The 21,525-nt window shown below is 53.4% G+C and carries 17 protein-coding genes; 8 read left to right on the forward strand and 9 right to left on the reverse strand.

Annotated features, from left to right (window positions below):
• Nucleotides 1–270: 270 nt before the first annotated feature.
• Nucleotides 271–639 carry a hypothetical protein gene (locus H6F94_RS20130; RefSeq protein WP_190804047.1) on the forward strand — a complete coding sequence of 123 codons (369 nt, stop codon included), beginning with the start codon at nt 271–273 and terminating at the stop codon, nt 637–639.
• A 197-nt stretch (nt 640–836) separates the two neighbouring features.
• On the opposite strand, the gene H6F94_RS20135 is transcribed toward H6F94_RS20130, so the two are convergent.
• Nucleotides 837–2,579: a DUF3352 domain-containing protein gene (locus tag H6F94_RS20135; RefSeq protein ID WP_190804048.1), complete on the reverse strand. Its 1,743-nt coding sequence runs from the start codon at nt 2,577–2,579 to the stop codon at nt 837–839.
• A gap of 308 nt (nt 2,580–2,887) precedes the next feature.
• On the opposite strand from H6F94_RS20135, the gene H6F94_RS20140 reads away from it, so the two are divergent.
• Both H6F94_RS20140 and H6F94_RS20145 read left to right on the forward strand, forming a co-directional pair.
• Entirely contained in the window at nt 2,888–3,289 is a 402-nt protein-coding gene (locus H6F94_RS20140) for a hypothetical protein (RefSeq protein ID WP_190804049.1), read from the forward strand.
• A gap of 111 nt (nt 3,290–3,400) precedes the next feature.
• Nucleotides 3,401–3,769, forward strand: coding sequence for a rhodanese-like domain-containing protein (locus H6F94_RS20145; RefSeq protein ID WP_190804050.1), 369 nt, complete (start codon nt 3,401–3,403; stop codon nt 3,767–3,769).
• A gap of 83 nt (nt 3,770–3,852) precedes the next feature.
• Here the strand turns inward: H6F94_RS20145 and H6F94_RS20150 are convergent, their stop codons facing one another.
• The 7 genes from H6F94_RS20150 to H6F94_RS20180 form a co-directional block, all read right to left on the reverse strand.
• Nucleotides 3,853–4,914 (reverse strand): hypothetical protein, encoded by a 1,062-nt coding sequence (locus tag H6F94_RS20150; RefSeq protein WP_190804051.1) that lies wholly within the window; start codon nt 4,912–4,914, stop codon nt 3,853–3,855.
• A 305-nt stretch (nt 4,915–5,219) separates the two neighbouring features.
• The gene (locus H6F94_RS20155) at nt 5,220–5,705 is read right to left on the reverse strand and encodes an allophycocyanin subunit alpha-B (protein WP_190804052.1); all 486 of its coding nucleotides are present in this window, start codon (nt 5,703–5,705) and stop codon (nt 5,220–5,222) included.
• A gap of 167 nt (nt 5,706–5,872) precedes the next feature.
• Complete coding sequence (locus H6F94_RS20160) at nt 5,873–9,556, reverse strand: PAS domain-containing hybrid sensor histidine kinase/response regulator (protein WP_190804053.1); 3,684 nt, start codon at nt 9,554–9,556, stop codon at nt 5,873–5,875.
• A 189-nt stretch (nt 9,557–9,745) separates the two neighbouring features.
• Complete coding sequence (locus H6F94_RS20165) at nt 9,746–10,459, reverse strand: hypothetical protein (protein ID WP_190804054.1); 714 nt, start codon at nt 10,457–10,459, stop codon at nt 9,746–9,748.
• 406 nt (nt 10,460–10,865) lie between these two features.
• A complete protein-coding gene (locus H6F94_RS20170; protein WP_190804055.1) occupies nt 10,866–11,084 on the reverse strand; it encodes a high light inducible protein in 219 nt (72 codons plus the stop codon).
• Nucleotides 11,085–11,314: 230 nt separating this feature from the next.
• Nucleotides 11,315–11,623 (reverse strand): chlorophyll a/b-binding protein, encoded by a 309-nt coding sequence (locus H6F94_RS20175; RefSeq protein WP_190804056.1) that lies wholly within the window; start codon nt 11,621–11,623, stop codon nt 11,315–11,317.
• Nucleotides 11,624–11,967: 344 nt separating this feature from the next.
• Nucleotides 11,968–12,459: a type IV pilin protein gene (locus H6F94_RS20180; RefSeq protein ID WP_190804057.1), complete on the reverse strand. Its 492-nt coding sequence runs from the start codon at nt 12,457–12,459 to the stop codon at nt 11,968–11,970.
• Nucleotides 12,460–12,823: 364 nt separating this feature from the next.
• On the opposite strand from H6F94_RS20180, the gene recF reads away from it, so the two are divergent.
• From recF to H6F94_RS20205, 5 genes are all read left to right on the forward strand, one after another.
• Nucleotides 12,824–13,939 (forward strand): DNA replication/repair protein RecF, encoded by a 1,116-nt coding sequence (gene recF, locus H6F94_RS20185; RefSeq protein WP_190804058.1) that lies wholly within the window; start codon nt 12,824–12,826, stop codon nt 13,937–13,939.
• A gap of 393 nt (nt 13,940–14,332) precedes the next feature.
• Nucleotides 14,333–14,971, forward strand: coding sequence for a sigma-70 family RNA polymerase sigma factor (locus H6F94_RS20190; protein WP_190804059.1), 639 nt, complete (start codon nt 14,333–14,335; stop codon nt 14,969–14,971).
• 57 nt (nt 14,972–15,028) lie between these two features.
• A complete protein-coding gene (locus H6F94_RS20195) occupies nt 15,029–16,015 on the forward strand; it encodes a DUF1822 family protein (RefSeq protein WP_199320560.1) in 987 nt (328 codons plus the stop codon).
• Nucleotides 16,016–16,034: 19 nt separating this feature from the next.
• Entirely contained in the window at nt 16,035–18,371 is a 2,337-nt protein-coding gene (locus H6F94_RS20200; RefSeq protein ID WP_190804061.1) for a CHASE2 domain-containing protein, read from the forward strand.
• Between the two features lie 69 nt (nt 18,372–18,440).
• The gene (locus H6F94_RS20205) at nt 18,441–19,256 is read left to right on the forward strand and encodes a DUF928 domain-containing protein (protein ID WP_190804062.1); all 816 of its coding nucleotides are present in this window, start codon (nt 18,441–18,443) and stop codon (nt 19,254–19,256) included.
• 301 nt (nt 19,257–19,557) lie between these two features.
• On the opposite strand, the gene H6F94_RS20210 is transcribed toward H6F94_RS20205, so the two are convergent.
• Complete coding sequence (locus H6F94_RS20210; RefSeq protein ID WP_190804063.1) at nt 19,558–21,351, reverse strand: ATP-binding protein; 1,794 nt, start codon at nt 21,349–21,351, stop codon at nt 19,558–19,560.
• Nucleotides 21,352–21,525: the final 174 nt, after the last annotated feature.

The following is a 21,525-nucleotide window of genomic DNA, read 5'->3' on the forward strand; positions in this document are numbered from 1 at the left end:
TTTCAAAAGTTTGGCAAAGACAGGCATCACCCGGTTAGGCATCTCACTAACCAGTCTGGTTATCAATCTAGGATTTTGGCTCTTGACTCTTGATTACGAGGTGAACCTTCAGGACTGGTCGAATATTTCCTCTGACAGAGGTGTCACCAAACCTAGACCCGTAGGATGCTTGCAGTTTGTTATCCATAACAGACCACCCACAGAGCATCCTACTACTTGCTCTTAGCTAAAGATTTCGTGGCAAGAATGGTGAACCTAGGAGTCAACCTAATGCAACAGCTTTTACTGACCTTTGAACAAATTTTCCGCCAGAAGGTTTTGATGATTGCTCTGATCAGCCTCATCCAACTATCTGGTCTATTTCTATTCTTGCAGCCTGGCTATGCAGCAGAAACTCCGGGTCAGTCCTTGAGTGCGGGTGAAAAGGTGGAGCGAGCCTACGATGGCTACAGCCAAAACTCAGGTGTGCGAGAAGAGACTTACCTACAAAAAGTAGATGCAGGTCAGGATCCTGAAAAGCTCCCCGAGCCTTACAAGCGCATCACTAGTCTCGACGGTAAAGAAGTTCCTAAAACCAGCGCCTTAGAATCAACGGTGAGCAAAGTACGAAATCTAGTAGACCGAGTAACTGAAGAGTAGCCAAAACGCACTCCTAGGCCCAGCCTCGGTCATTCAATCCAAACGGGTCCAAAACGGATGCAATAAATGAGGCGGGTATTACCAGCAAACTTGGTTTACCCGCCTGTTTTCGTTAAAACCTAGCTTTTCTCACGGCTTCTGCTGACAACGGCAATCTCCTACAGCACTGTCGCAGTCAGCCACTCTTAACCTTGCGCTTAATCTAGGGCAATGAAAGTCTGGGCTCGGCGAACACCAGCAGGTCCCCCATAACTCGACAATGCCAGCGTTTGCAGAGGGTCTAGCAGGGGAGCAACGACCTTATGGAGGGCAGCAACCACGGGAAAGCGAGACTCCAGCAATGGTAAATCGGCCTGCCAGTTCACGTACAAGTAGCCGTCATTGGGTTGGGGCAAGGCAGCAACAGCTTCTCGGAACGCAGGCGTGCTGACCAAGGCGAATTGAGACGCCCGCAGAGCCAGATCCATTGCCTCCACAGAGCTACTAAATAGAACATAGTCTCCCAGTTCAGCGTGAACACCGACCACAGGAGCCTGTAGCACGACCGGGTCGGAGAGGGGCTCACTGTTGTCCTTACGCTTGCTGTTCTTCTGCGGCACTGGCACACTCACTAGGCGCGTCCAGACTGTAACGTTCTGATCTCCCAGTTCCAGTTGACCGACAGTGAGCTTAGCTCGATTAAGCGCTAGACCGTCTAAGCGAGTTAGGGCTTCTTGCACCGCAACCGGGTCAGTTCGACGAGCAGCAAACACAAAGTCCGGCTGGTTATCAGCACGGCTCGGCAGCAGTCCCAGAGCATAGTCTGACGTGACCCAGGCAAAAATGTCTTGAGGCAGGTCCAGCCCCGTTCTCTCTTCTAAATTCGTCACCCAACGGTTGAGTACGTCATCTCCTTGAACCGGAGCCAGCTCCGTCGAAACCGATTGCCAGAGCTGATTGAGGTCGCTGCCGGCCAGGGCAAGCAAGCTATTGGAGGGCAGGTAATTTAGTACAGGCGGCGGCTCAGACAGTTTGGGCGTTGCACTCACCAGAGTGTCCTTGAGTCCAGGGGCAACTAGCACGCTTTCAGCCAGAAGGCCCGGAGCTTCGATCCCCAAGCCCACGCCAATGCCACCGGCCCAATCTTTCAGCGAGGCCTCCTCAAGACTAGGCAGAATGCCGTTGTTGCTCGCCCAGCCTGCTAACTCTGGCAGGTTTAAAAAGGCCAGAGCAACACGCCCCCGCTCCAGATTGTTCACCGCCTGCTGGTAGCTTTCTAGACCAGTGAGTGCCAACTCAGGAACCTGCAGGTTGTTGATCGCGGCCCGCAGCACCTTGGGATGGTTGGCGAATAGCACGAAGCGCTCACCCACAACTGCGGTAGTTAAGCCAGGCTCAAGCTCGGTGCCAGTCTGCTCATAGATTACCGGTACGCCCTGATACTGCTCAAATACCAGTTCAGAACCGCCTACGGCCCGTTGCTGCCAGAACAATTGCAAAAACTCACGGCTGCGATCTGCGGCTTGAGTGGTCAAGGCCAACAGATAACCAGGCTGTTTGCCATTGTTAGTGTCACGGTCGATATCTGGGGTCGTCACCGCGACTGTTAGCTCATCACCCAGCCAGGGGCGGACATCGCGGTCATAGTTCAGCTTGGGACCAATCAGCTGGGCTCGTAAACGTTGCCATTCCCGTTGGCTGCGGCTGCGTTCGCTGGGCTTGATTGAGAACTGGCGCAGTTGTTGCAGTCGGTCAGGATTCACCAAGAGCGAAACCACCGCAGGAGCCTGACGAGACACCAAACTGGCTGCTAGGGGAGCGGTTTTTACCCCGGTGCGCAGGGCTAGAGGGCTGCGGTTGAGCAGCCAGTAGATACCACTGCTACTGATCAGCAGCAGCACCAAGACAACAGCAGCAATTGCTAGGTAAATGGTGCGACGATTAGGGGCGCTTAACTTCATCGCGGCAAGCTCAAGACAGCACAGAGGTTGGCCCACGGAGAACGGATGCCAACCTAGAGCCTATCTGAAAAACGAGCAGAATTGGTTTTTCTAGGGCTCCTGTCGTCATCTTTGGCGCTTAGCAGCTCAACCTCAGCTGAAACAGGTTCGAGCCAGTCATCAACTAGCCGCGACTGATGTCAATCGGATAAAGTGCCAGCCGGACAATTTGCCAAGTCAGCGTGCGAAAGCAGCCTGAAGCGGTCACAATCTTGGAGTGGACTCCGCTTGAGGGTTCCACTTGGCTCTTTGTCTGCCGCCCTTTATGTATGACGCAGCAACCCAGCACAAGCAGGCCTGAGGCCAGCCCACAGGCCAATCTACAGGTCAATACACAGCTCCCCAACGTCTCTTCCGGGTCAACACGAATGGTCAAGCCAACCGATGAAGCAGTGGGAGCCCTACGGCAGGCGGACCAGTCCCTATACAACCAGATGGCGTTGGAGATTTGGTCTCTGCTCAAGACCACCGATAATTCAACTCCGGGCTTCTGGAACCGTTTTATGCACAATCGGCAAGCGGGACTCAAGCAATTTCTAGATCAAAAATCGCGTCCAGCAGACATTCCGGAGCCAGGTACGCACGAGCCTGAGCAGTCTGAGCCCAGCTACTCTGAGCCAGCCAGCGCTCAGCTTGACGCGCAGGGCGAGAACCTACCTAACCAGCATTAGCCCAAGTCAAGCAGGGAGCCAACCAAGGATTGGACAGGGATTCGAGCTAGCGTAGTTTTTAATAGTTCTTGATTGTCTTGTCTCTAGCTTGTCTTAAGCCCTGGTGCCCCCATGTCTGCCGATTCCATTCGTGAAATCAGTGTCGAAGAATTTGCCCAGCGTTATGCTGCCGATAGCTCTGCTACTGGGCAGGAGTCCCAACTACCTCAGTTAGTTGATGTGCGGGAGCCTGGAGAGTTAGAGCTGGCCCAACTGGACGGCTTCATTAATCTGCCGCTGAGTCAGTTTGCTGAGTGGTCAGGTCAGATTCAAAACCATCTGGACCCAGCGCGCGAGACGATTGTGATGTGCCATCACGGTATGCGCTCTGCTCAGATGTGCTACTGGCTAGCCAGCCAGGGCTTTACTAACGTGCAAAACCTGGCTGGGGGCATTGCTGCCTACTCCCAACGGGTTGATGCTTCAGTGCCCCAGTATTAAACACCATCATTAGGCGAGTATTAGGCGCCTTAGGCTTAGAACAGGCTTAGAAGAAGTATTAGAAGCCTCTAACTAGAAACTAGCTAGCGAGAGCGGCGGACCACGGCACCCGGACAGGCATTGTCAGCCTGGGGACCTGTAAGCGGAGGCGGTGCAGATTCTTGCCGGTAGTAGATTACTCGGGCATCGACATTTTGGGCACGTAAGTAGTCTTTGACCAATTCGACATCCCGACGACTACCGGAATCTGCAACCTGGATGAAGGTGCCCAACCGAGAAGTTTGGAAGCAAGCCCGAGGATAGGCGCGTCGCACCCGTGCCAGGGTATCAACCGAGCCTGTCGGAACTGCCGTAACGTAGCGATTGGGAGAGCGAGGCGGCGGTGTTGAAGGCTCACTGAGCACGGGCAGGCTCACAGACGTGGGCGAAGGACCAGGAGCGCGTGTGGAAGAATAGTAGGCTTCGGTGGGCAGGACGTTACTGGATAGGGGCGGGTTGGTCGAATACAAACTGCTAGGAGTAGCAACCCCAGCGCCAGCGCCAGCGCCGGCACCCAGGCGGCTGATTTCTATTTCGTTGCCTGACGTCAGTGGCGCAAAGCTGGAATCGGAGCTACCCAAGGCTAAGGGTGTAGCGGGAATGCTCGTGTTGGCGGTATTCCCGCTAGGGCCTATCGGGATGCCAGGGCCAGGATCGTTGGGCAGAGTTTCAAGTGGCAGGGAGGGCACCGACAGAGTTGTGGTGGCGGCGCTAGCGTTGTCGATCTGAGCTGTGAGCCCCTGCCGCTGCAACTGGTCACGCAAAACAAAGGCATTGGATTGCTGCGCAAAACGCCCTGCTTGAATCACGGCAGGAAAGCTGCGGCGGTCAATGAAAGCATCTGGCCGGATTTGCCGAACCTGTTGTAGCGTTAACGGGTCAGAGCCAGAGACAAAAACTCGATAGGCTCCCACGACGCTGGGCAGAGGTGCGTAGGGCGTGCTGTAGGGAGAAGCAGAAGCAGGCGGCGCTAGATTCTCAGTGCCAGGATAAAAGGTGGTTTGCGCTAGAAGTGGCTCAGTCGCGCTGGATAACAGCAGGGGAGCTAATGCCAAAGGCAGCATGGTTGCTGCTGATATCGTTGCAGTCTGCCAATTTCTGGCCATGACACATCTCCCCACAAATTGCGTATTGGTTTTGTGCAATTTTTGCAGTCAGTCTATCACGCTCAATCGCAAGCGCAAGCGCAACTGCGGGCAAAAGTGAAGCCTCTGAAGTTGCGCTTAAATTTGAGCTGTGGATTCGGTTTATGAACTTGAGTCAGGGAATAAACACGGAATAGCCCCACTCACCCGAAGCACCCTAACAAACTCAAAGTCTGTCAATGGCACTCCAGCCAGTGGGGCCGAGAACTACGCCAGGAAACAGGGTTGGAACTGCCTCAGAGCACAGTTGCCTTAAGACGTCAGCCCTAAGACATCGACTGAATAATGTAGTCGAAGTAGGGAGCTGTTGCGACCGCATCTTCTTCGCTCAACAGCGCCAATGACGCCTGTTTTAGACAGCGAATCGCTTCAACCATACCGGGTACTGGTACACCCAGAGAGTTGTACATTTCGCGTACGCCGATCAAACCGATCTTTTCAATCGGTCCCTTGTCGCCAGCCAGCACGCCGTAGGTGATCAGGCGCATGTACCAACCGTAGTCGCGCAAGCAGAGAGCTCGCTGCCGTTCGCCGTAGGCGTTGCCACCTGGCGAGATGAAATCTGGGCGTTTTTTCCAGAGTTCACCGCTAGCCTGCTTGACAATCTTGCTCTCGTTTTCAGCCAGAGTAGACGCAATGCGAATGCGCTGACTGCCAGTGACTAGGAAGTCCCGGATGTTCTGGAGTTCATCCAGCGTCGGATAACGGAGTTCATCGTCTGCTTGAAGAAGAATTTGGCTAACTACACTCATGACTATCGACAATGCCTCTTGAGATAGCAGAAGGTACGCGGGTCGTAGAATGATCTACAAGAAATCCCTAAAGCGCTGACGCTACTGTTTTTCGTCATTCTACCGTTTGCCTTCCCCCTGGAGAAGTGTTCTAGTCCACGGCTTTGTGATGGATGCTGACAACCCGCTCAATGTTGGCTAGTTGCACGTCCGGTCAGACTGGCGATTAGCTCAACGAGCTCAGTAGGGTTGACGGGTTTGGCCAAATGACTTTGAAAACCAGCCTGCAAAGCGCGTTCTCGATCTTGTTTACGGGTGTAAGCAGTTAGAGCTACTGCTGGGATTTTACCGCCCTGGCCCAACTCCAGAGCCCGTACCTTGTGAATTAGGGCATAGCCATCTTCATTGGGCATGCCAATATCGCTAAGTAAGATGTCAGGGGGAACTCGCTTCAGAGCAGATAGCGCTTCAACGACAGAAGCAGCAGCTATCACCTCAGCGCCATTCACCGTTAAGGCTGTAACCAGCAAGTCTCGGGCATCGGCTTCATCGTCGACTACTAATACTCGCAAGCCGCTCAAGGAAGGGGCTTTGTCATAGCTAAGACTAAGCTCAGGCTCAGGTTGAGCTAGCTGCGCTGGCTGTGTTGTGGCCAGGCATGGCAGTTGTACGCTAAAAGTTGTCCCCTGACCCGGCCCTGCGCTATCGACCGCAACGGTACCGCCGTGAAGTTCGACCAAGTGGCGGACAATTGCTAACCCCAAGCCCAAACCGCCGTGGTTACGAGTTGTGGCACTATCCGCCTGTCGAAAGCGGTCGAAGACGAACGGCAAGAACTCGCTTGGGATGCCAATGCCAGTGTCTTGAACCTGAATCTGCACTTGCGAGGCCAAACGCCCTAACCGGACCTCAACCCACCCACCTTGGGGCGTGAACTTTACGGCATTAGAGAGCAGATTCCACACGACCTGTTGTAAGCGGCTAGCGTCGCCTCGGACCAGAAGGACTTCTGCTTGACGTTGATAACTCAGGGTAATTTGTTTGGCTTCTGCTGTGGGGCGAATGGTTTCAATGGCTGTTTCTAAAACCGAACTTAAATTGCAGGGCTGAATCTCCAAGCGGAGCTGGCCCTGAATAATGCGTGAGACGTCGAGCAAGTCGTCGATCAATTGAGCTTGCGCCCGAGCATTGCGTTCGATCGTTTCCAGCGCGCGGGCAGTGGTATCAGGATTCAGCCTGCCGCGACGCAACAGTTGCGCCCAGCCCAACATGCCATTCAGAGGCGTGCGAATTTCGTGGGAGAGCACCGAGAGAAATTCATCCTTCAAGCGATTGGCGGCTTCTGCTTCTCGACGGGCGGCTTGCTCACGCACCAGTAGTTGATCTTTTTGCTGATTGGCGGCTTCAAGTTGGGCGGTGCGCTCGTTGATGCGTTGCTCCAATTGGGCGTTGAGGGTTTGAATTTCAGCCTCAGCCGCTTTGCGCTGGGTAATATCTTGAACTAGGGCAACGAAGTAATCAATGGAACCGTCAAGATTGCGCAGACAGCGCGTAGAGATGCTGGCGTAAACCGCGGTGCCATCTTTGCGAATGAATCGTTTATCGATTGAGTAGCCTTCCTGCTCGCCGCTCAAAACCCGATTGAACTGGGCGACATCGGCTTCCATGTCTTCAGGATGCGTCAGTTCCACCCAGGTCATCCGCATGAGTTCGGAGCGGGAATAACCGAAAAACTCGCACAGTTTGTCATTCACCTCGATCCAGCCCTTCTCCAGGGAGGTGATTGCAATGCCAATCAGCGGCAGTTCAAAGTAACTGCGGAAGCGTTCTTCACTGCGGCGCAGGGCTTGCTCTGCTCGTATTTGCTCGGCAATTCGCTGCTCCAGGCTGGTGTTAACGGTCTGCAGCTCAGCCGTTCGCGCTTCGACTCGCTGTTCTAACTCGGCCTGCACCCGTTGCAAGGCTTGCTCAATCTGCTTGCGTTCGCTGATGTCGTAGAACGTCACGACCCCTGCAACGATTTGCCCTTCCTGGTCCCGGATGGGAGCTGAATTCACATGCAGGGTTGCGTAGGTGCCGTCCCCACGCAGAATCGTGATCTCCTCGCCAAGCACCACCTCGCCTCTCTGAATGGAACGGCTCAGTGGCCACTCGTCGGGGTGATAGGGCTGCCCATCGTCATGAAAGCCCGGGTAGACCGAATATTGCTCGACCCCTGTGGCGGCTAGAAACGAACGTCGCCAAATCTGCTCGACCTGGTCATTACCCAAAATCAGCCTGCCCGAGGGGGCTTCAGCAAGCATCACGCCAGCTGGCATCTGCTGCAACACCGCTTGCAGTAAACGGCGTTCGTCTTGCCATTGCTTCAGTAAGTGCTCGCGTTCGGCTTCGGCCCGCTTTTGTTGGGTGATGTTGATCGAGGTACCGGCCAGCAAGCGCCGCCCTAGAGCATCTTGCATTGGAAATTTGAAAGACAGCCAGTAATGCTCACCGTCCTCACTGCGCGAAGTTTCTAAGCGCTCAATCGCTTGTTCTCCAGCCAGGGCTGCTAGGTCGTTGTCCCGAACTTGCTGTGCGGTTTCACTCGGAAAAAAGTCAAAATCTGTTTTGCCCAGCCATTCTCCTGCCGGTCGGTTGAACAAATGCTCAGCCAGACGATTGACATAGAGATAACGCCCTGCTTCATCCTTGATGAAAGCGGTAGCAGGGATATTGCTCATGAAGTTCTGGAATAGTTTCTGACTTTCCCGCAAAGCAGTTTCAGCCCGTTTGCGTTCGGTCAGGTTCAAAGTAAAGCAAACTGTGAGGCTCGATGAGGTTTCTAAACGGGCACCGCCAATTAGCACCGGTACCCGGCTACCATCCTTACGGACAAACTCTTTCTCAAAGGGTCTGAATGCCCCCGTGCGCTCTATTTCTCGTTGGGCTCGCTCATCTAGTTGCAGATGTTCTTGGGGCGTGATTGCGGCCCACTGCACTTTGCCAGAACACAGTTCTGCACGGCTATAGCCCACGATGGCGAGGAAGGCGTCGTTGGCGTCAGTGATATAACCCTTAGAATCCGAAAAGTTGATGCCAATAATGTTGGACTCCACTACGCACCGAAAACGGGCTTCACTAGCCCTTAGCGCATCCTCAGCCTGCTTACGCTCGGTGACATCAGTGAGCATGGCCAGTACGCCTAAAAACTCACCGCTACTGCTGAGGATCGGATTGGAAGAAACAATCGCCCAAAAATCAGAGCCGTCTTTGTGACGATAGCGAAAATCAAATTGCTCCCTGATGCCCTGCTGACGGCGTTTTAGATTGCGTTGTGCTTGAGGCTGAACTGCCTCATCCATAAAGTCAAAGATCGAGCGGCCCAGCATTTCTTCGACGCGGTAGCCCAACATCTGAGCCAAGCGTTGATTGACATACTCGGTGTATCCCTGAGCGTCAAAAGCCCAGATTCCTTCATAAGCAGTGTCAATAATGCGGCGATAGCGTTCTTCACTTAACTGCAGTGATTTCAAACTGGCCTGTGAGCGCTGTTGGCCCCTGCGAGCCCGGGCATTGAGCAAGCTCAGCAGCAACGTCACCAGCACAAATAAGCCCAAACGAACCCAGTCAGTCAAACGCAACTGGCTGAGGCCAGCTAGCCCGGCATCAGGGGCAACGACAAAACAAAGCGTTGCCAGCGTTGACAACCCAATTGCTAGCAAGGCCGATCTTAAGCCGCCGTACCCAGTCGAGACCGCAACAGCTGTATAGAACAGAGCAAATGTGGTCAGGTCCAGCAGGCGTTGGAGCAGCAGCGTCAGCAACAGCGCTAGCCCAACGGTCAGCACTGCAATACCGGATTGCAGTAGCTGAGAGCGGATCAGTCTGAGCATATTCAATCGTTGGCCACTTCTTTGGCTGTGTCTTGCGCTGTATCTCTCTTAGTAGAAATCAGGAAGTGCTAACCCAAGCAAGTGTCCTTAGGAGGATCCGCAATTGAATTCACCCCGCTTCAGAAAGATTTAGCCGCTTGCTGGGACAGACTTGTTGAGACAGTCTTTTGGGATAGAGCATTATTGCCTCTACGGCTTGCTGATCGGTGCAAAGCTATTAACGAACTGGTCAAACGCTTCGTCAAAGCGCTGGTCGTTGCTTGGGGCTTGATAGGTCAACCGGTAAGACTTGCTGCCACCCCTGACATAAACACTGCGCACACGGTAGGACTGTCCTGATTGCGTTAAAACTAGCGTCTGAATTACCCTTGGCCCCTTGGTATCCGCCTTGGGGGTTTCTAGCTGAACATCTTGCACAGAGTCAGCCGTTTTCTTTAGAGCCGTTAAAGTCGCCTGTGCTGCTGCCTCAGGCTCAGCCTGGGCTTGCCGCTCAATCAGAAAAAATAAACTTGCCGCCGAGGGGTCAGCAGGAGCGTCTCCAGGCAAAAAGCGTACTCGGCTGAGCTGGCCTGGCGCTAATCCCTCATCCAATACCTGCCAGCCCACAGGATAATCAACCTTGTAGCCCGGCCCAGTGTAGGCAGCGCTGCTGAGGCTATCGAGCTCCGCCTGACAAATCTGAATCTGACTGCCGTCCTGGTTGGTGTGGACCTGATAGGTGCTGGCTTCCGCTTTGAACCGAATCGCGTAGCCGGGCTCTGTGGGAGTTGGTGTTTGGCAAAGATCGGCAGTATTCCAGGCAGCGGCGTTACTTTCAACCACCTCAGGCACCTGGACTAACCCCTCTTCTTTTTGCAAATAGTCTTTGGCGATCTGAATAACAGCGGTGGGTGCTGCAGTCATTCCAGGGGTGGCAGAACTTACAGCGGCAGAGTTTGGGGCATCCGGAGCAGTAGCAGAACGGCAACCAGATAAGCCCAGCAAAAGCAGTGGCCAAAAAAGCAGTGACCAAAAAAGCAGCGGCCGACTCTCTTCTCTCCCCCAGGAGTGGCTCCAATCACTTGAATGACTCATGGCTCCCCCACTTTGACTGTTTGGATTTTACGGCAGTCGGCGCCAGCTCCCAGGCCAACACAGGCAAACCTTAAAGGCGACAAAGAACGCAGACCATAAAAACAAGCGACCCTGGAAATCTCCAAGGCCGCTTATTCAAAATGTCTCAATAGATTAATGAGTTCACGAACTAGTTCAAGAGGCTAGTTCAATCAAGCAAATTCAACCGAGCAAAGTTAGCTTAGCTAATTGGGGCTTAGCTAACTGGGGAAGAGTAGCTCATCAGGTTGAGCACATCGCGCACAACACTATAACCAGCCAAATCCCACAGCAGGTAGGCTACAAAGCCAACCATGGCAAAGCGAGAGTTCCAAATTTCAGTTTGAGGTGTCCAGCCCCAGCGCCACTCGTTGCGGCTATGAGTTGGATCTAGGGGATCAATTGCAGGAGTAACGTCAGCAGTTTTGAGAGTCATGTCCCAGTTCCTCTAAATAATGTTTTGTTGGTTGCTTGGTTGGTTGACCGTCGTTAGTTAATAGAAGTCACCACCGTACGGCGAAGCCAGTTGCTGAATTTCAGGGTTGAGTTCCAGCGCCAACACGCAAATGTAGAATTTAAACGTTTGAAGCACGCTGAAGGCAAAAGACGCCAAGCCTAGAAAGTTGAATTAGAAGCTAAATCAGCTCAGGCTGTTTTGGCTATGTCTTAGGCGTTTTCCGCTGCAAACTTCAGACGAATAGCGACGCCAATACCAGCCAGAAGACCCACAATACCGATGATTAAAGCGGGAGGGATGGCGATGGGCTGATCAGCAACGTTCAACACATCCTGAACTACGCTGTAACCGGCAATATCCCACAGCAGATAGGCAACAAAGCCAATCATGGCGAAACGGCCATTCCAGATTTCAGCTTGGGGAGTCCAGCCAAACAGGAAAGCGTTGCGGTCGTAGGAAACGATATTGGCGGCGTCGGTGGTAGGGGTAGCCGACTTTATCGGGGATTCAGTAGCCATTGCTTAATACTCCTAAACAAAATCGCTATGCCCCTATCCTATTGACCTCACCTGGGTCTGCTGTCTACCTATAGGCACAACAGTCCTATCCATCTACAGAGATAGCCTGGGCTTGATAACTCTCGCTGGGATCCCCCCTAGTGCAGCTAAGCCTAATCACTCAGCGCTAAGTTTTATTACTGGAGTCCGGGTCAGTCACTGGAAGTCTACGCTCAAACAGTCTGATTTCGGACACCTCTGCAACGCCACTGCAACGCCACTGCAACGCCCAAGTTCTGCCTCAGTTCAGGGAGCATAACTCACCGTGTTTGCGGCACTCGTTGCCTGAGACCTGAGGCTTAATCCTAGCGATTAGGATTGCGATCGATGTACAGGTCACTGCTGGTTAACCCGCCATCGAAGTAGACTCCCAAGAACTCAGTGGGCATTCCAGCTCTGCCTTCAATTGCGATCTTGAGCTTGGTGGGGTCAGCAGTCGGATGGGTAGCAATTTTCCAGCGCTCACACATAGCACGGGGGCCAGTTTCTAACCGTGACAACCCCGTTTGGCTACAGCCATCTTGCAGAACAATACCCTGGGAGTTGCCGTCCTCCACCTGAGTTTCGCCATTGGCAAGCACACCACCAGCGGCAATGTAAGTGGAGTTCTCAGTCCAATGGATTTCTTGTCCCTTACGCACAGCCCCCATAATCGTTAGAGCCTCAGCGGTACGAGCCCGAGTTACCTGCCCTAGAAGGGTTGGTAGAACTAGCGCCCCCAAAATCCCGGTTATTAGAATAACCACCAGCAACTCGATCAGCGTGAATCCTGCAGACCTCTCACGGTGAGTGTACATTTGGCCTCTAATCGTGCACAAAGGGTAGTCATTACCGAGACACATACGGAACTGTTTCATGTGTCTTATAAACCCAGGCTACAGTGATTGCACGGAGGTCTTATCCGTAGAACCACAGCTTTCACAATATCTTGATGAGAACAGAGCCTAAAGTTAGCGCGACATTAATGACAGCGGTTTCAGTACAACTACGCAAATAGCAGCAGAGTCACCCACCCTGCCTGCATCTCAACGCGGCCACTCCAACACTGGTAAAATCACGGTCTGTGTCGGTGTCATGTGTTGGTACCAGTGTCTTAAGCAGCCACTTGTCGTTCAGGGGATGATCAATTGGCCTCAGTTCTAGCGAGTATCCAGCAGTTGGGTGTACCTTAAGTCGCTGCATCTGAGACAGTTTCGCAACTACCAAGACCAGGCAGTGCGCTTCTTTGCACCCAAGACGGTTTTGGTAGGTGACAATGCCCAGGGCAAGTCCAACCTCTTAGAGGCAGTGGAATTGCTGGCGACCTTGCGCTCCCACCGTTGCACCCGGGATCGGGATTTGGTGCGTCAGGAAGAGGAAGCTGCACAACTACAGGCAGAGCTTGAGCGTTTGGGCAGTGCCATGGAGTTAGGGCTGATCTTGCGCAGCAATGGGCGGCGCACAGCCCGTCTCAATGGTGAAACCTTACGCCGTCAGCTCGACTTTCTCGGCAATCTGAATGCGGTTTTGTTCTCTAGCCTGGACCTCGACTTGGTGCGCGGTGGCCCTGAGGGTCGTCGCGTTTGGTTAGATACAGTTTTGGTGCAACTGGAGCCCATCTACGCGCACATTTTGCAGCAGTATGCTCAGGCCTTACGCCAGCGCAACGCCCTGCTACGACAGGGCGAAACCGACCGCTCACAGCTCGTGTTATGGGATGCACAGTTGGCAACAACAGGGGCTCGTGTTACCCGCCGTCGGGCCCGCTTACTGACCCGCCTGGCGCCGCTGGCCTGTCGTTGGCATGCTTCGATCAGTGGCCAAAGCGAAGCCCTAACCGTGCAATATACACCCCGGATCTTGCACAGCCAACCGGAGCTCAACTTGGACGATCCTGTCGTTGTGCAACAGGCTTTTCTGGACGAGATGCAATCCAAAGCCGAGGCTGAATGGGCTAGGGGCACTAGCTTAGTTGGTCCTCACCGCGATGAGGTCACGCTGACGATTAATGAAACGCCTGCACGGGCCTATGGCTCCCAAGGCCAACAGCGAACTCTGGTTTTAGCGTTGAAATTAGCAGAGCTGGAACTGATTGAAGCAGTAGTTGGTGAACCACCTTTGTTGCTGCTTGATGATGTGCTGGCAGAACTTGATCTGCGCCGTCAGAACCAACTGCTGGATGCCATTCAAGACCGGGTGCAAACGATTATTACAACTACACACCTCGGTTCTTTTGACGCCCAGTGGCTAACCAGCGCCCAAGTGATGCATGTACAAGCGGGTCGGATTCTGGCCTAATTCTGGCCCAAGTCTGGCGTAATTTAGACACCGCATATCTAGCACCCTATCAGGGCTAGATCCGTGCTGAAGCGTTTCCTGAAAAGTGTCCTGAAGTGTAGAGGCTATCCGAGAAAAGAACCAATAACTTATCTAAAAACTTATCCACGAATTCATCTAAAGGTTCAACAATAAGAATTTAAGAATAAGGGTTCGGGAGCTGGCAGCTTTTAAGACAAAGTAAGACAAAGCTGCTTGCTGAAGTGCCTGAAGGACCAGCGCAAAATCAGCAACTTATGGGTTCGCCCCAAAGATTTGCGAGAGATTTGCGCAGTAGCCCACAGAGCTTTAAAGTTCTTGAACACTCGCGGATCGCAGGGAAGCGACATTACCACCTAGGGGCATCGGGCAGCTATGGATGAATTAGAGGCACGACTCCATCAACTCGTAATCACAACCTGTCAAGAAAAACCAGGCAGCCTGAAGCGCAGCCGAGGTTTAACCCAGCTCATTCGGCTTGTGCTCCGGTCGGGCAAGCTCTGGAAGGAGTACGCCCCCTACTACGAAGATGCCTTGCAACAAACCTGGTTATACTTCTGCCGCAACCTCTGTGAGGCCACCACTGGCGAAGCCTATGACCCCAACCGCAGCAGTATTAGCACCTGGCTGAACGCTTACCTCAAACGTCGGCTGCAAGATTACCGGATCCAGACTGAGCAAGCCCGCAGAACGCAAGCGAGTAGTCACGGTGACGCTGACGATCTGCTCGATCCGTTGGATCTGTTAGAGGCGCCTGCTGATATTCCACCGATTCTGGAAGCGACCCAGCGCTGGGCTGAGTACGATGCCACTGATGAACTACGCCGCACCCACATTCAGGGGCACCCTCGAGTGAATTGCCAAGTCTTGATCCTACGGCGCTTGCCTCCAGAAACCAGTTGGAAGGATCTATCTATAGAATTCAACTTGCCAATTCCCACGTTGAGCAGCTTTTATCAACGGCAATGTTTGCCGCGTCTGCGTAAATTTGGTGAATTGCAAGGATATCTATAGCAGAGTGGTAGGCCCAGTATGGCTAACAGGACAAATGGAAATCTTGACGGAATATCCTTGCCGATTACACAGACAGCTCGTCGTACAGCTCAGCAATTTGCGGCACAGCAACCCACATCGGAAAAAGCAGAGCAGGTTCGTCTGAACACCCTGGCAGTTTGGGTCGTGAATGACTATTTGCAAATGCTGGGCATGGCCACAGACCTGCAACAGAGCGACCTTTGCAATCCAGTCGTGCGCCTGTGTGCTAACACCGCCGATCTGCCAGTCGTCGGCACTGGACGGTTAGAATGCCGACCGCTGCGAGCCCAGGAGCAAATCTGCCAGATTCCCGAGGAGGTTTGGCAGGATCGCATCGGTTATGTATTTGTTCAAATGCAGGACTCACTGCGGGAGGCAACCCTATTAGGCTTTGTGCCAAGGGCAGTCGCTGCGCTACCGATTAGTCAGTTGCAATCGCTCGACGCTCTCTTGGTTCACCTCGATCGACTTCAGCAGGCTCGCTTAACTTCTGGGAACCAGATCAATTTGAGCCCAGTGAGTTTGAGTCCAGTAAATTTGAGCCAGTGGTTGCAGAATATCCAAAATACTTTTGAAGAGGGTTGGCAAACGATTGAGACAATTTTTCAGTCCTCAGCAGCCAACTTAGCCTTTAGAAGATCTAGAAGCATTGAGCCACCCTTTGAACCGGACCCAGAGCAGGCTGAGCTTTGGATTGGGCGCGCCAAATTGATTGACTTTGGCATTCAACTGGCAGAACATCCCCTCGCTTTAGTCGTTGAACTGCGACCGCCTGTAGATTCCTCAATTCAGACCCTAAAGGTAGAGGTTCGCCTACAGGTTCATCCAACTGGCGAGCATCCTTATCTACCCACTAACCTGCGGCTGATTGTGCTGGACGAGTTTGGCACCGTTTTTTTAGAGGCCCAATCCAGAAGCACTGATAACTACATTCAATTGCAGTTTCGGGGTAGTCCTGGCGAACGCTTTAGTGCTGAGCTGGTACTGGATGAAGTCAGTATCACCGAAGCATTTTTGCTCTAACTAGCTCAGGGAGACAGCCGTGGGTAAGTTAGTCATTTTGAAGCTGGGCGGCAAGATTGAACAGGGCTTTTCCGTAACACTGCAAATTGGCGAGGAGGGCGAGCGTCCTACCTCAGAAATCAATGGCAAATTGCCACCAGCCACCGAGTTGCTCTTGCTCTATGGTCAGTGGCAAGCCGCCTACCGTCGCTTAGATTTACGACCTCGTTTAGAGGCACCGGCAGCTCAAGTCACCAATGTTTCTGTCTTGGAAAACTGCACCAATGCCGCTGGGAAACTGCTGGAGCATCTAAATATTTGGCTCAATAGCGAATCGTTCCGTCCAGTGCGCGAGAAGTGGCTAGAAAAGCTCACGCCCCAGGATGAAGTGCGCATTATTCTGCAAACCGAAGACCAGCGGCTTCAACGTTTGCCCTGGCATCTTTGGGATTTAATCGAGCGTTATCCCAAGGCAGAATTGGCTTTGGGTGCGCCCGTTTATGAACAGCTACAACGGCCCTCAGCAACCACAGAACAAGCCACAATCCTGGCGATTTTAGGCAATAGCATTGGCATCAATACTCAAGCTGATCGCACCTTATTAGAGCAGCTACCTCAAGCGAAGCTGCACTTTCTCGTCGAACCTCAACGCCAAGATTTGACCGATCAGCTCTGGGCAACTGATGGCTGGGATATTCTCTTTTTTGCCGGCCACAGTTCAAGCCTTGCCAATGGGGATGGCTGCATTGCGATCAACCCAACCGAGCATTTAACCATTGCCCAACTCAAATACGGGCTAAAAAAAGCGGTCGAGCGTGGCTTAAAAATTGCCATTTTCAACTCCTGTGATGGCCTGGGATTGGCGCAAGCACTGGCGGAGCTACAGATTCCGCAGTTGATTGTGATGCGTGAGCCAGTGCCAGACCGAGTCGCCCAAGCCTTTCTGAAGTATTTTCTAGCAGCCTTTGCCGACGGCCAACCCTTCTATTTAGCCGTGCGCGAGGCTCGGGAACGTTTGCAGGGCATGGAAGACCAGTTTCCCTGTGCCACCTGGTTACCAATCATTTACCAGAATCCGGCAGAAGCTCCCCCCACCTGGCAGTCGCTCTGCTCGGCTCCCGCTAAACCTCAGCTCAGACCCCCAAAACCAGAACTCAAGTGGCGCACGGCTCTGCTCATCAGCCTGGGGATTACTGCTGTTTTGTTAGGTCTGCGGCATGGGGGTTGGCTGCAATCCCTAGAACTGAAAACCTTTGACCAACTAATCCAGTTGCGTCCAGACGAAGCTCCAGACGCTCGCCTGCTCGTGGTCACGATTACCGAAGCCGACGTTCAGGCCCAGAATCCAGATCAGCGACGCGGTTCCCTCTCCGATCAAACGCTCGACCGGTTATTGCAGAAGATTGAGCAGTATCAGCCACGAGCTATTGGTTTGGATGTCTATCGCGACTTTCCGGTGGCGGACAAGATGACGAAGTTAGCTTACCGTCTGGAGCGCAACCCGCATTTCATCGCCGTTTGTAAGGTCAGCGATTCAGACAGTAGCAACCCTGGGGTGCCGCCGCCGCCAGAAGTGCCATCAGAGCGGTTAGGCTTCAGTGATGTGGTGGTCGATGACGATGGCATTCTCCGCCGGCACCTACTCACGCTGACTCCCGACCCCGCTTCACCCTGCACGACACCCTACGCGTTCAGCACCCAGTTGGCTTTTCGCTACCTGGCGGTTGAGGGTAAACTGCCCCAGTTTACGCCGGAGGGCAACTTGCAGTTGGGCAACACAGTTCTGAAGCGCTTGCGGCCCCATCAAGGCGGCTACCAGCAGATCGATGCTTGGGGCAACCAGATTTTGCTCAACTACCGCTCCTACCGGTCCCCTCAAAACTTTGCTCCCCAGGTCACCCTCAGCGAAATTTTGGCTGGGCAACTTCGACCGGACCAGGTGAAAGACCGCATTGTCCTAATTGGCGTCACTGCCCAAAGTTTCAATGACTACTGGGCCACACCCTACAGCCAGGGACCCCAGCAAAAAATCCCAGGTGTGTTAATTCAGGCGCAGATGGTCAGCCAACTGCTGAGTGCCGTTCTCGACCAGCGACCGCTATTAGGAACCTGGCCACTCTGGGGCGATATTCTCTGGATTTGGAGCTGGTCGCTATTGGGCAGTGGGCTAGCCGTTTGGGGTAGCCACCGTTCAGTGCGACATCTAGCTCTGGCTGTCAGCCTAGCAGGCGGTGTCTTATTGACCGCCTGCTGGGGGCTCTTAATTGGCGGCATTTGGGTTCCCCTAGTACCGTCAGCTCTGGCGCTGCTGGCAGGGAGCAGTAGTGCGAGGGCTCATCGCCTTTCACCAACGAAGCTTTCTCAATCTCTTGAATGAGTGTCTTTTGAATAGGTTGCACAAATTACTTCAACGCTTCTCTCTAGGCCCTTTAGCTGCCTCAGTCATATGAAAACTCTTTTAGTCTCGCCCTTGACCTTGGCCCTAGCTATAGGGCTATTGGCCGGTCTGCCCTTGATTGCCCTAAGTTCTCCAACGCCCACGACAAGATTGGCGCAGTTTGTGCCGCCGCCAGTGCCGCCACAAGGGGCCCCCGGCCAACGCCAGGGTGCTGCCAGCCGCGGCCAGTGTCCAAGCACAACCAAGCCACTGACGGCGCTGGTGCCTTTGTTTTCAGGCAATAATCCAGGCCGGAGCAATATACCAAGCCAAAGTAATCCAATACTTCAAAGCAATCCAGAATCAATCACCAGCTTGGTTTGGGGGTCAACGGCGTCTGCGCGACCCGGCTTTTGGTTTTATGTGCCCTACGCGGTGCAACCTCAGCCAACGCTTGAGTTTGTGCTGCAAGATGACCAGGGCAACACTATCTACAAGACCGAGCTTGCAGGAACTTTGCCCGGTGTGGTTGGGGTTCAGTTGCCTGAGACTGCGGCGCCACTCAGTCCAGATAAGCCTTATCACTGGTACTTTCTGGTGTACTGCAACCCTAATGAGCCTGTGTTCGTTGATGGCTGGATCCAACGCTCCAACCTCAGCTCTGCCCTGCAGAGGCAGCTCGCCACTGCTCCGCCTCGTCAGAAGTTGGCTCTTTACCGGGCCAACGGCTTCTGGTATGACACGCTCACGATAGCTGCCGAACTACGCCGTACAAACCCCACTGACCCCAGCCTACTGACGGCTTGGACCGACCTGCTGCGGAGCATCGGGCTAGAAGCGCTCAATGCCGAACCAGTCGTGCCTTGCTGTACAGCCAAACCTTAACTTCTATCTTTAGGCATAGAACTGAGCGCCAAATCAAGCTGAGACTTGAGCAGGTCTAAAAAATCCAAAAACCCGGACAGCCAAGCTGAACCGGGTGGAGCGATGTTTGGTGGTTGGGAAGAGGAAACCCGGATGGCAGGCATCCGTCCGGGAACGTTAGTTTGGCTTTAGTGTTAAGCTCCTAAAGCTTAATTTGTTTGCTCAGGCTTCAACTTCGCCCGATGAGGCTAAGCCGCATCACCCGACCGGGTGAGTGACTTAATTGGCTTTCTCTGTCTGGCATGCCCTTTAGCCTTCAGCGCTAGTCGATACTGAGGCCACCGACAACCCTGGGGCGTTCTCGCTTAGCCACAGGAGCAGTGCGAGCTTCGCGCTCTTGCTTGTTATGTCCTTGAAAGTATTCCAGCCACATACCGGGTGCGTTTAGCGTCTCGCCGCCGTGCTTGGTTGCTCGCTGTCGGACTTTGCACAGAACCGGCGTGTTCACGCAGAGTCCCGAGATAATCACCTGTCCTTTGGTGAGGGCCGGTAGCTCCTTAAGCAGGTCGCGGCCCGCTGCTTCTACGCCGTATTTGAGGCTGTCCTGGTCCACCGGGTTGACGATGCGCATGATGAACTGGCTCATGCACTGCGACAGCACATCAGAATCGAGCTTGCCGGGACGCTGCGTAATCAGACCAACGCCCAGACCAAACTTGCGCCCTTCGCTGAGAATTGTGCGTAACACTTGCTTACAGCGGGAGGGTTCGCCTGCTGGCGCGAAGCGATGAGCTTCCTCTAGCAAAACGAACACTGGATAGGGCAAAAAGTTCTCGTCGGACTCCTCCAGATTGCCTTTGTGGGTGTTCATGCGAGCGTGGTTCGTCTGCCGCAAAATTGCAGCACAAATGACCTGCTGCTCTTCTTGCGAGATTTCGTTCATTTGCAGGACGGTAACCTGTCCCGGCTGAAACAAGTCTTTAGGAGCCAAGTGCTCCTGGACATGGAAGTAGGATGAGCGAGCCAGTTTTTCTAATTTCCACTCCAGGGCGGGAGCCGAGGAGCCTGGTTTTTCATTGCCCTCATCATCCACCGAACGGTCGACATCGAAGATCATGCCGATCAAATCCTGGATGTCCCAACGCTTGGAGCCACCGCGACTTTTGATCAACTGAGCATGAGCTTTACTCAAAATTGATTGCTGCCGGTCGCTCATCGGCGGCAACAGGGTTAGCAAGTCGTAGTAGTCCAGCGAGGAAATGCGAATTTTGACTTCGCTAGGAGCCAACACTTTCACGAGCGGAGCGTAGCCGTCGTCTGTGGCAAAGGCGGGATGTCCTCGCAACTCTGTGAGGGTTCCATATTCACCATGTGGGTCGAAAATTAGAACGGCAGCGCGGTTGTAGGGACGGAGCAGTTCTTCAATGAGTACGCCAGCGGTATAGGACTTACCCGAGCCAGTTCCAGCCAGAATTGCCATGTGGGTGCTAACCAGTTCTTTAACGTCCAGCACTACAGGCACAGCTCCAGACTCACGCAGCAAAATTGAGCCAATGGTGGCGGAGCCGACTTCTCCCGACTGTTTTTTGCAAAGAATTTGTCGCAGTGTTAGGTCACTACAGAGATAAACTTTGGCCCCTGGGTCTGGGCTTTTGCGAGGGTTCATAAACCCTAAGCTGGGGCTGAAGTAGCCAATGACATCCACCACTACTTCGTAGATTTCAGGATTGGAGTAGTGAAAGCCAATCAGAGCAGCAATGGCTTCGGGGCTGATTGTGGTGTCAGCAAAAATACGGTCCGGCAGATGCTCAATGAGTTTGAGGGCGGAAATCTTGCCCAGGATTTCTAATGGTTCCTGTCCAGGCTGGGGAACACAGTAATAGACAAACTCACCAATTTTGACCAGCCGATTGTTGGAGGTGATAAACACATACTGACTGGCATTTTCCCCTGGCCCCTTGACCGTGCCAATCACCTGCTGCTCAGCCGCCTCAGTGGCTAGGGAGGCCGGAGGAATTGAACCTGTTTTGGGTTCTGCCTCAGTTCTTGCGACTGCAAATAGCTCACGCTGAGCAGCACCGTTCTGGCTGCTGCGAGCCACCACTTTTTCCACCATTGTCTGCCGGGTCCTTCCCCACAATTGGGCGTACCTTGCTTTAAGACACTCTAATGCTTTCACACAAGAGTTGCGCTATTTTTCAGGGTGGAATTGGGGTGAATTAGGTGTTGGGGATTGAAGGTTGAGGGTTAGATGGGTCTTCTGACCTGTAATTGCTATTGTCCCAAGCTA

The organism is Leptolyngbya sp. FACHB-261 (assembly GCF_014696065.1).
Taxonomy (GTDB): domain Bacteria; phylum Cyanobacteriota; class Cyanobacteriia; order FACHB-261; family FACHB-261; genus FACHB-261.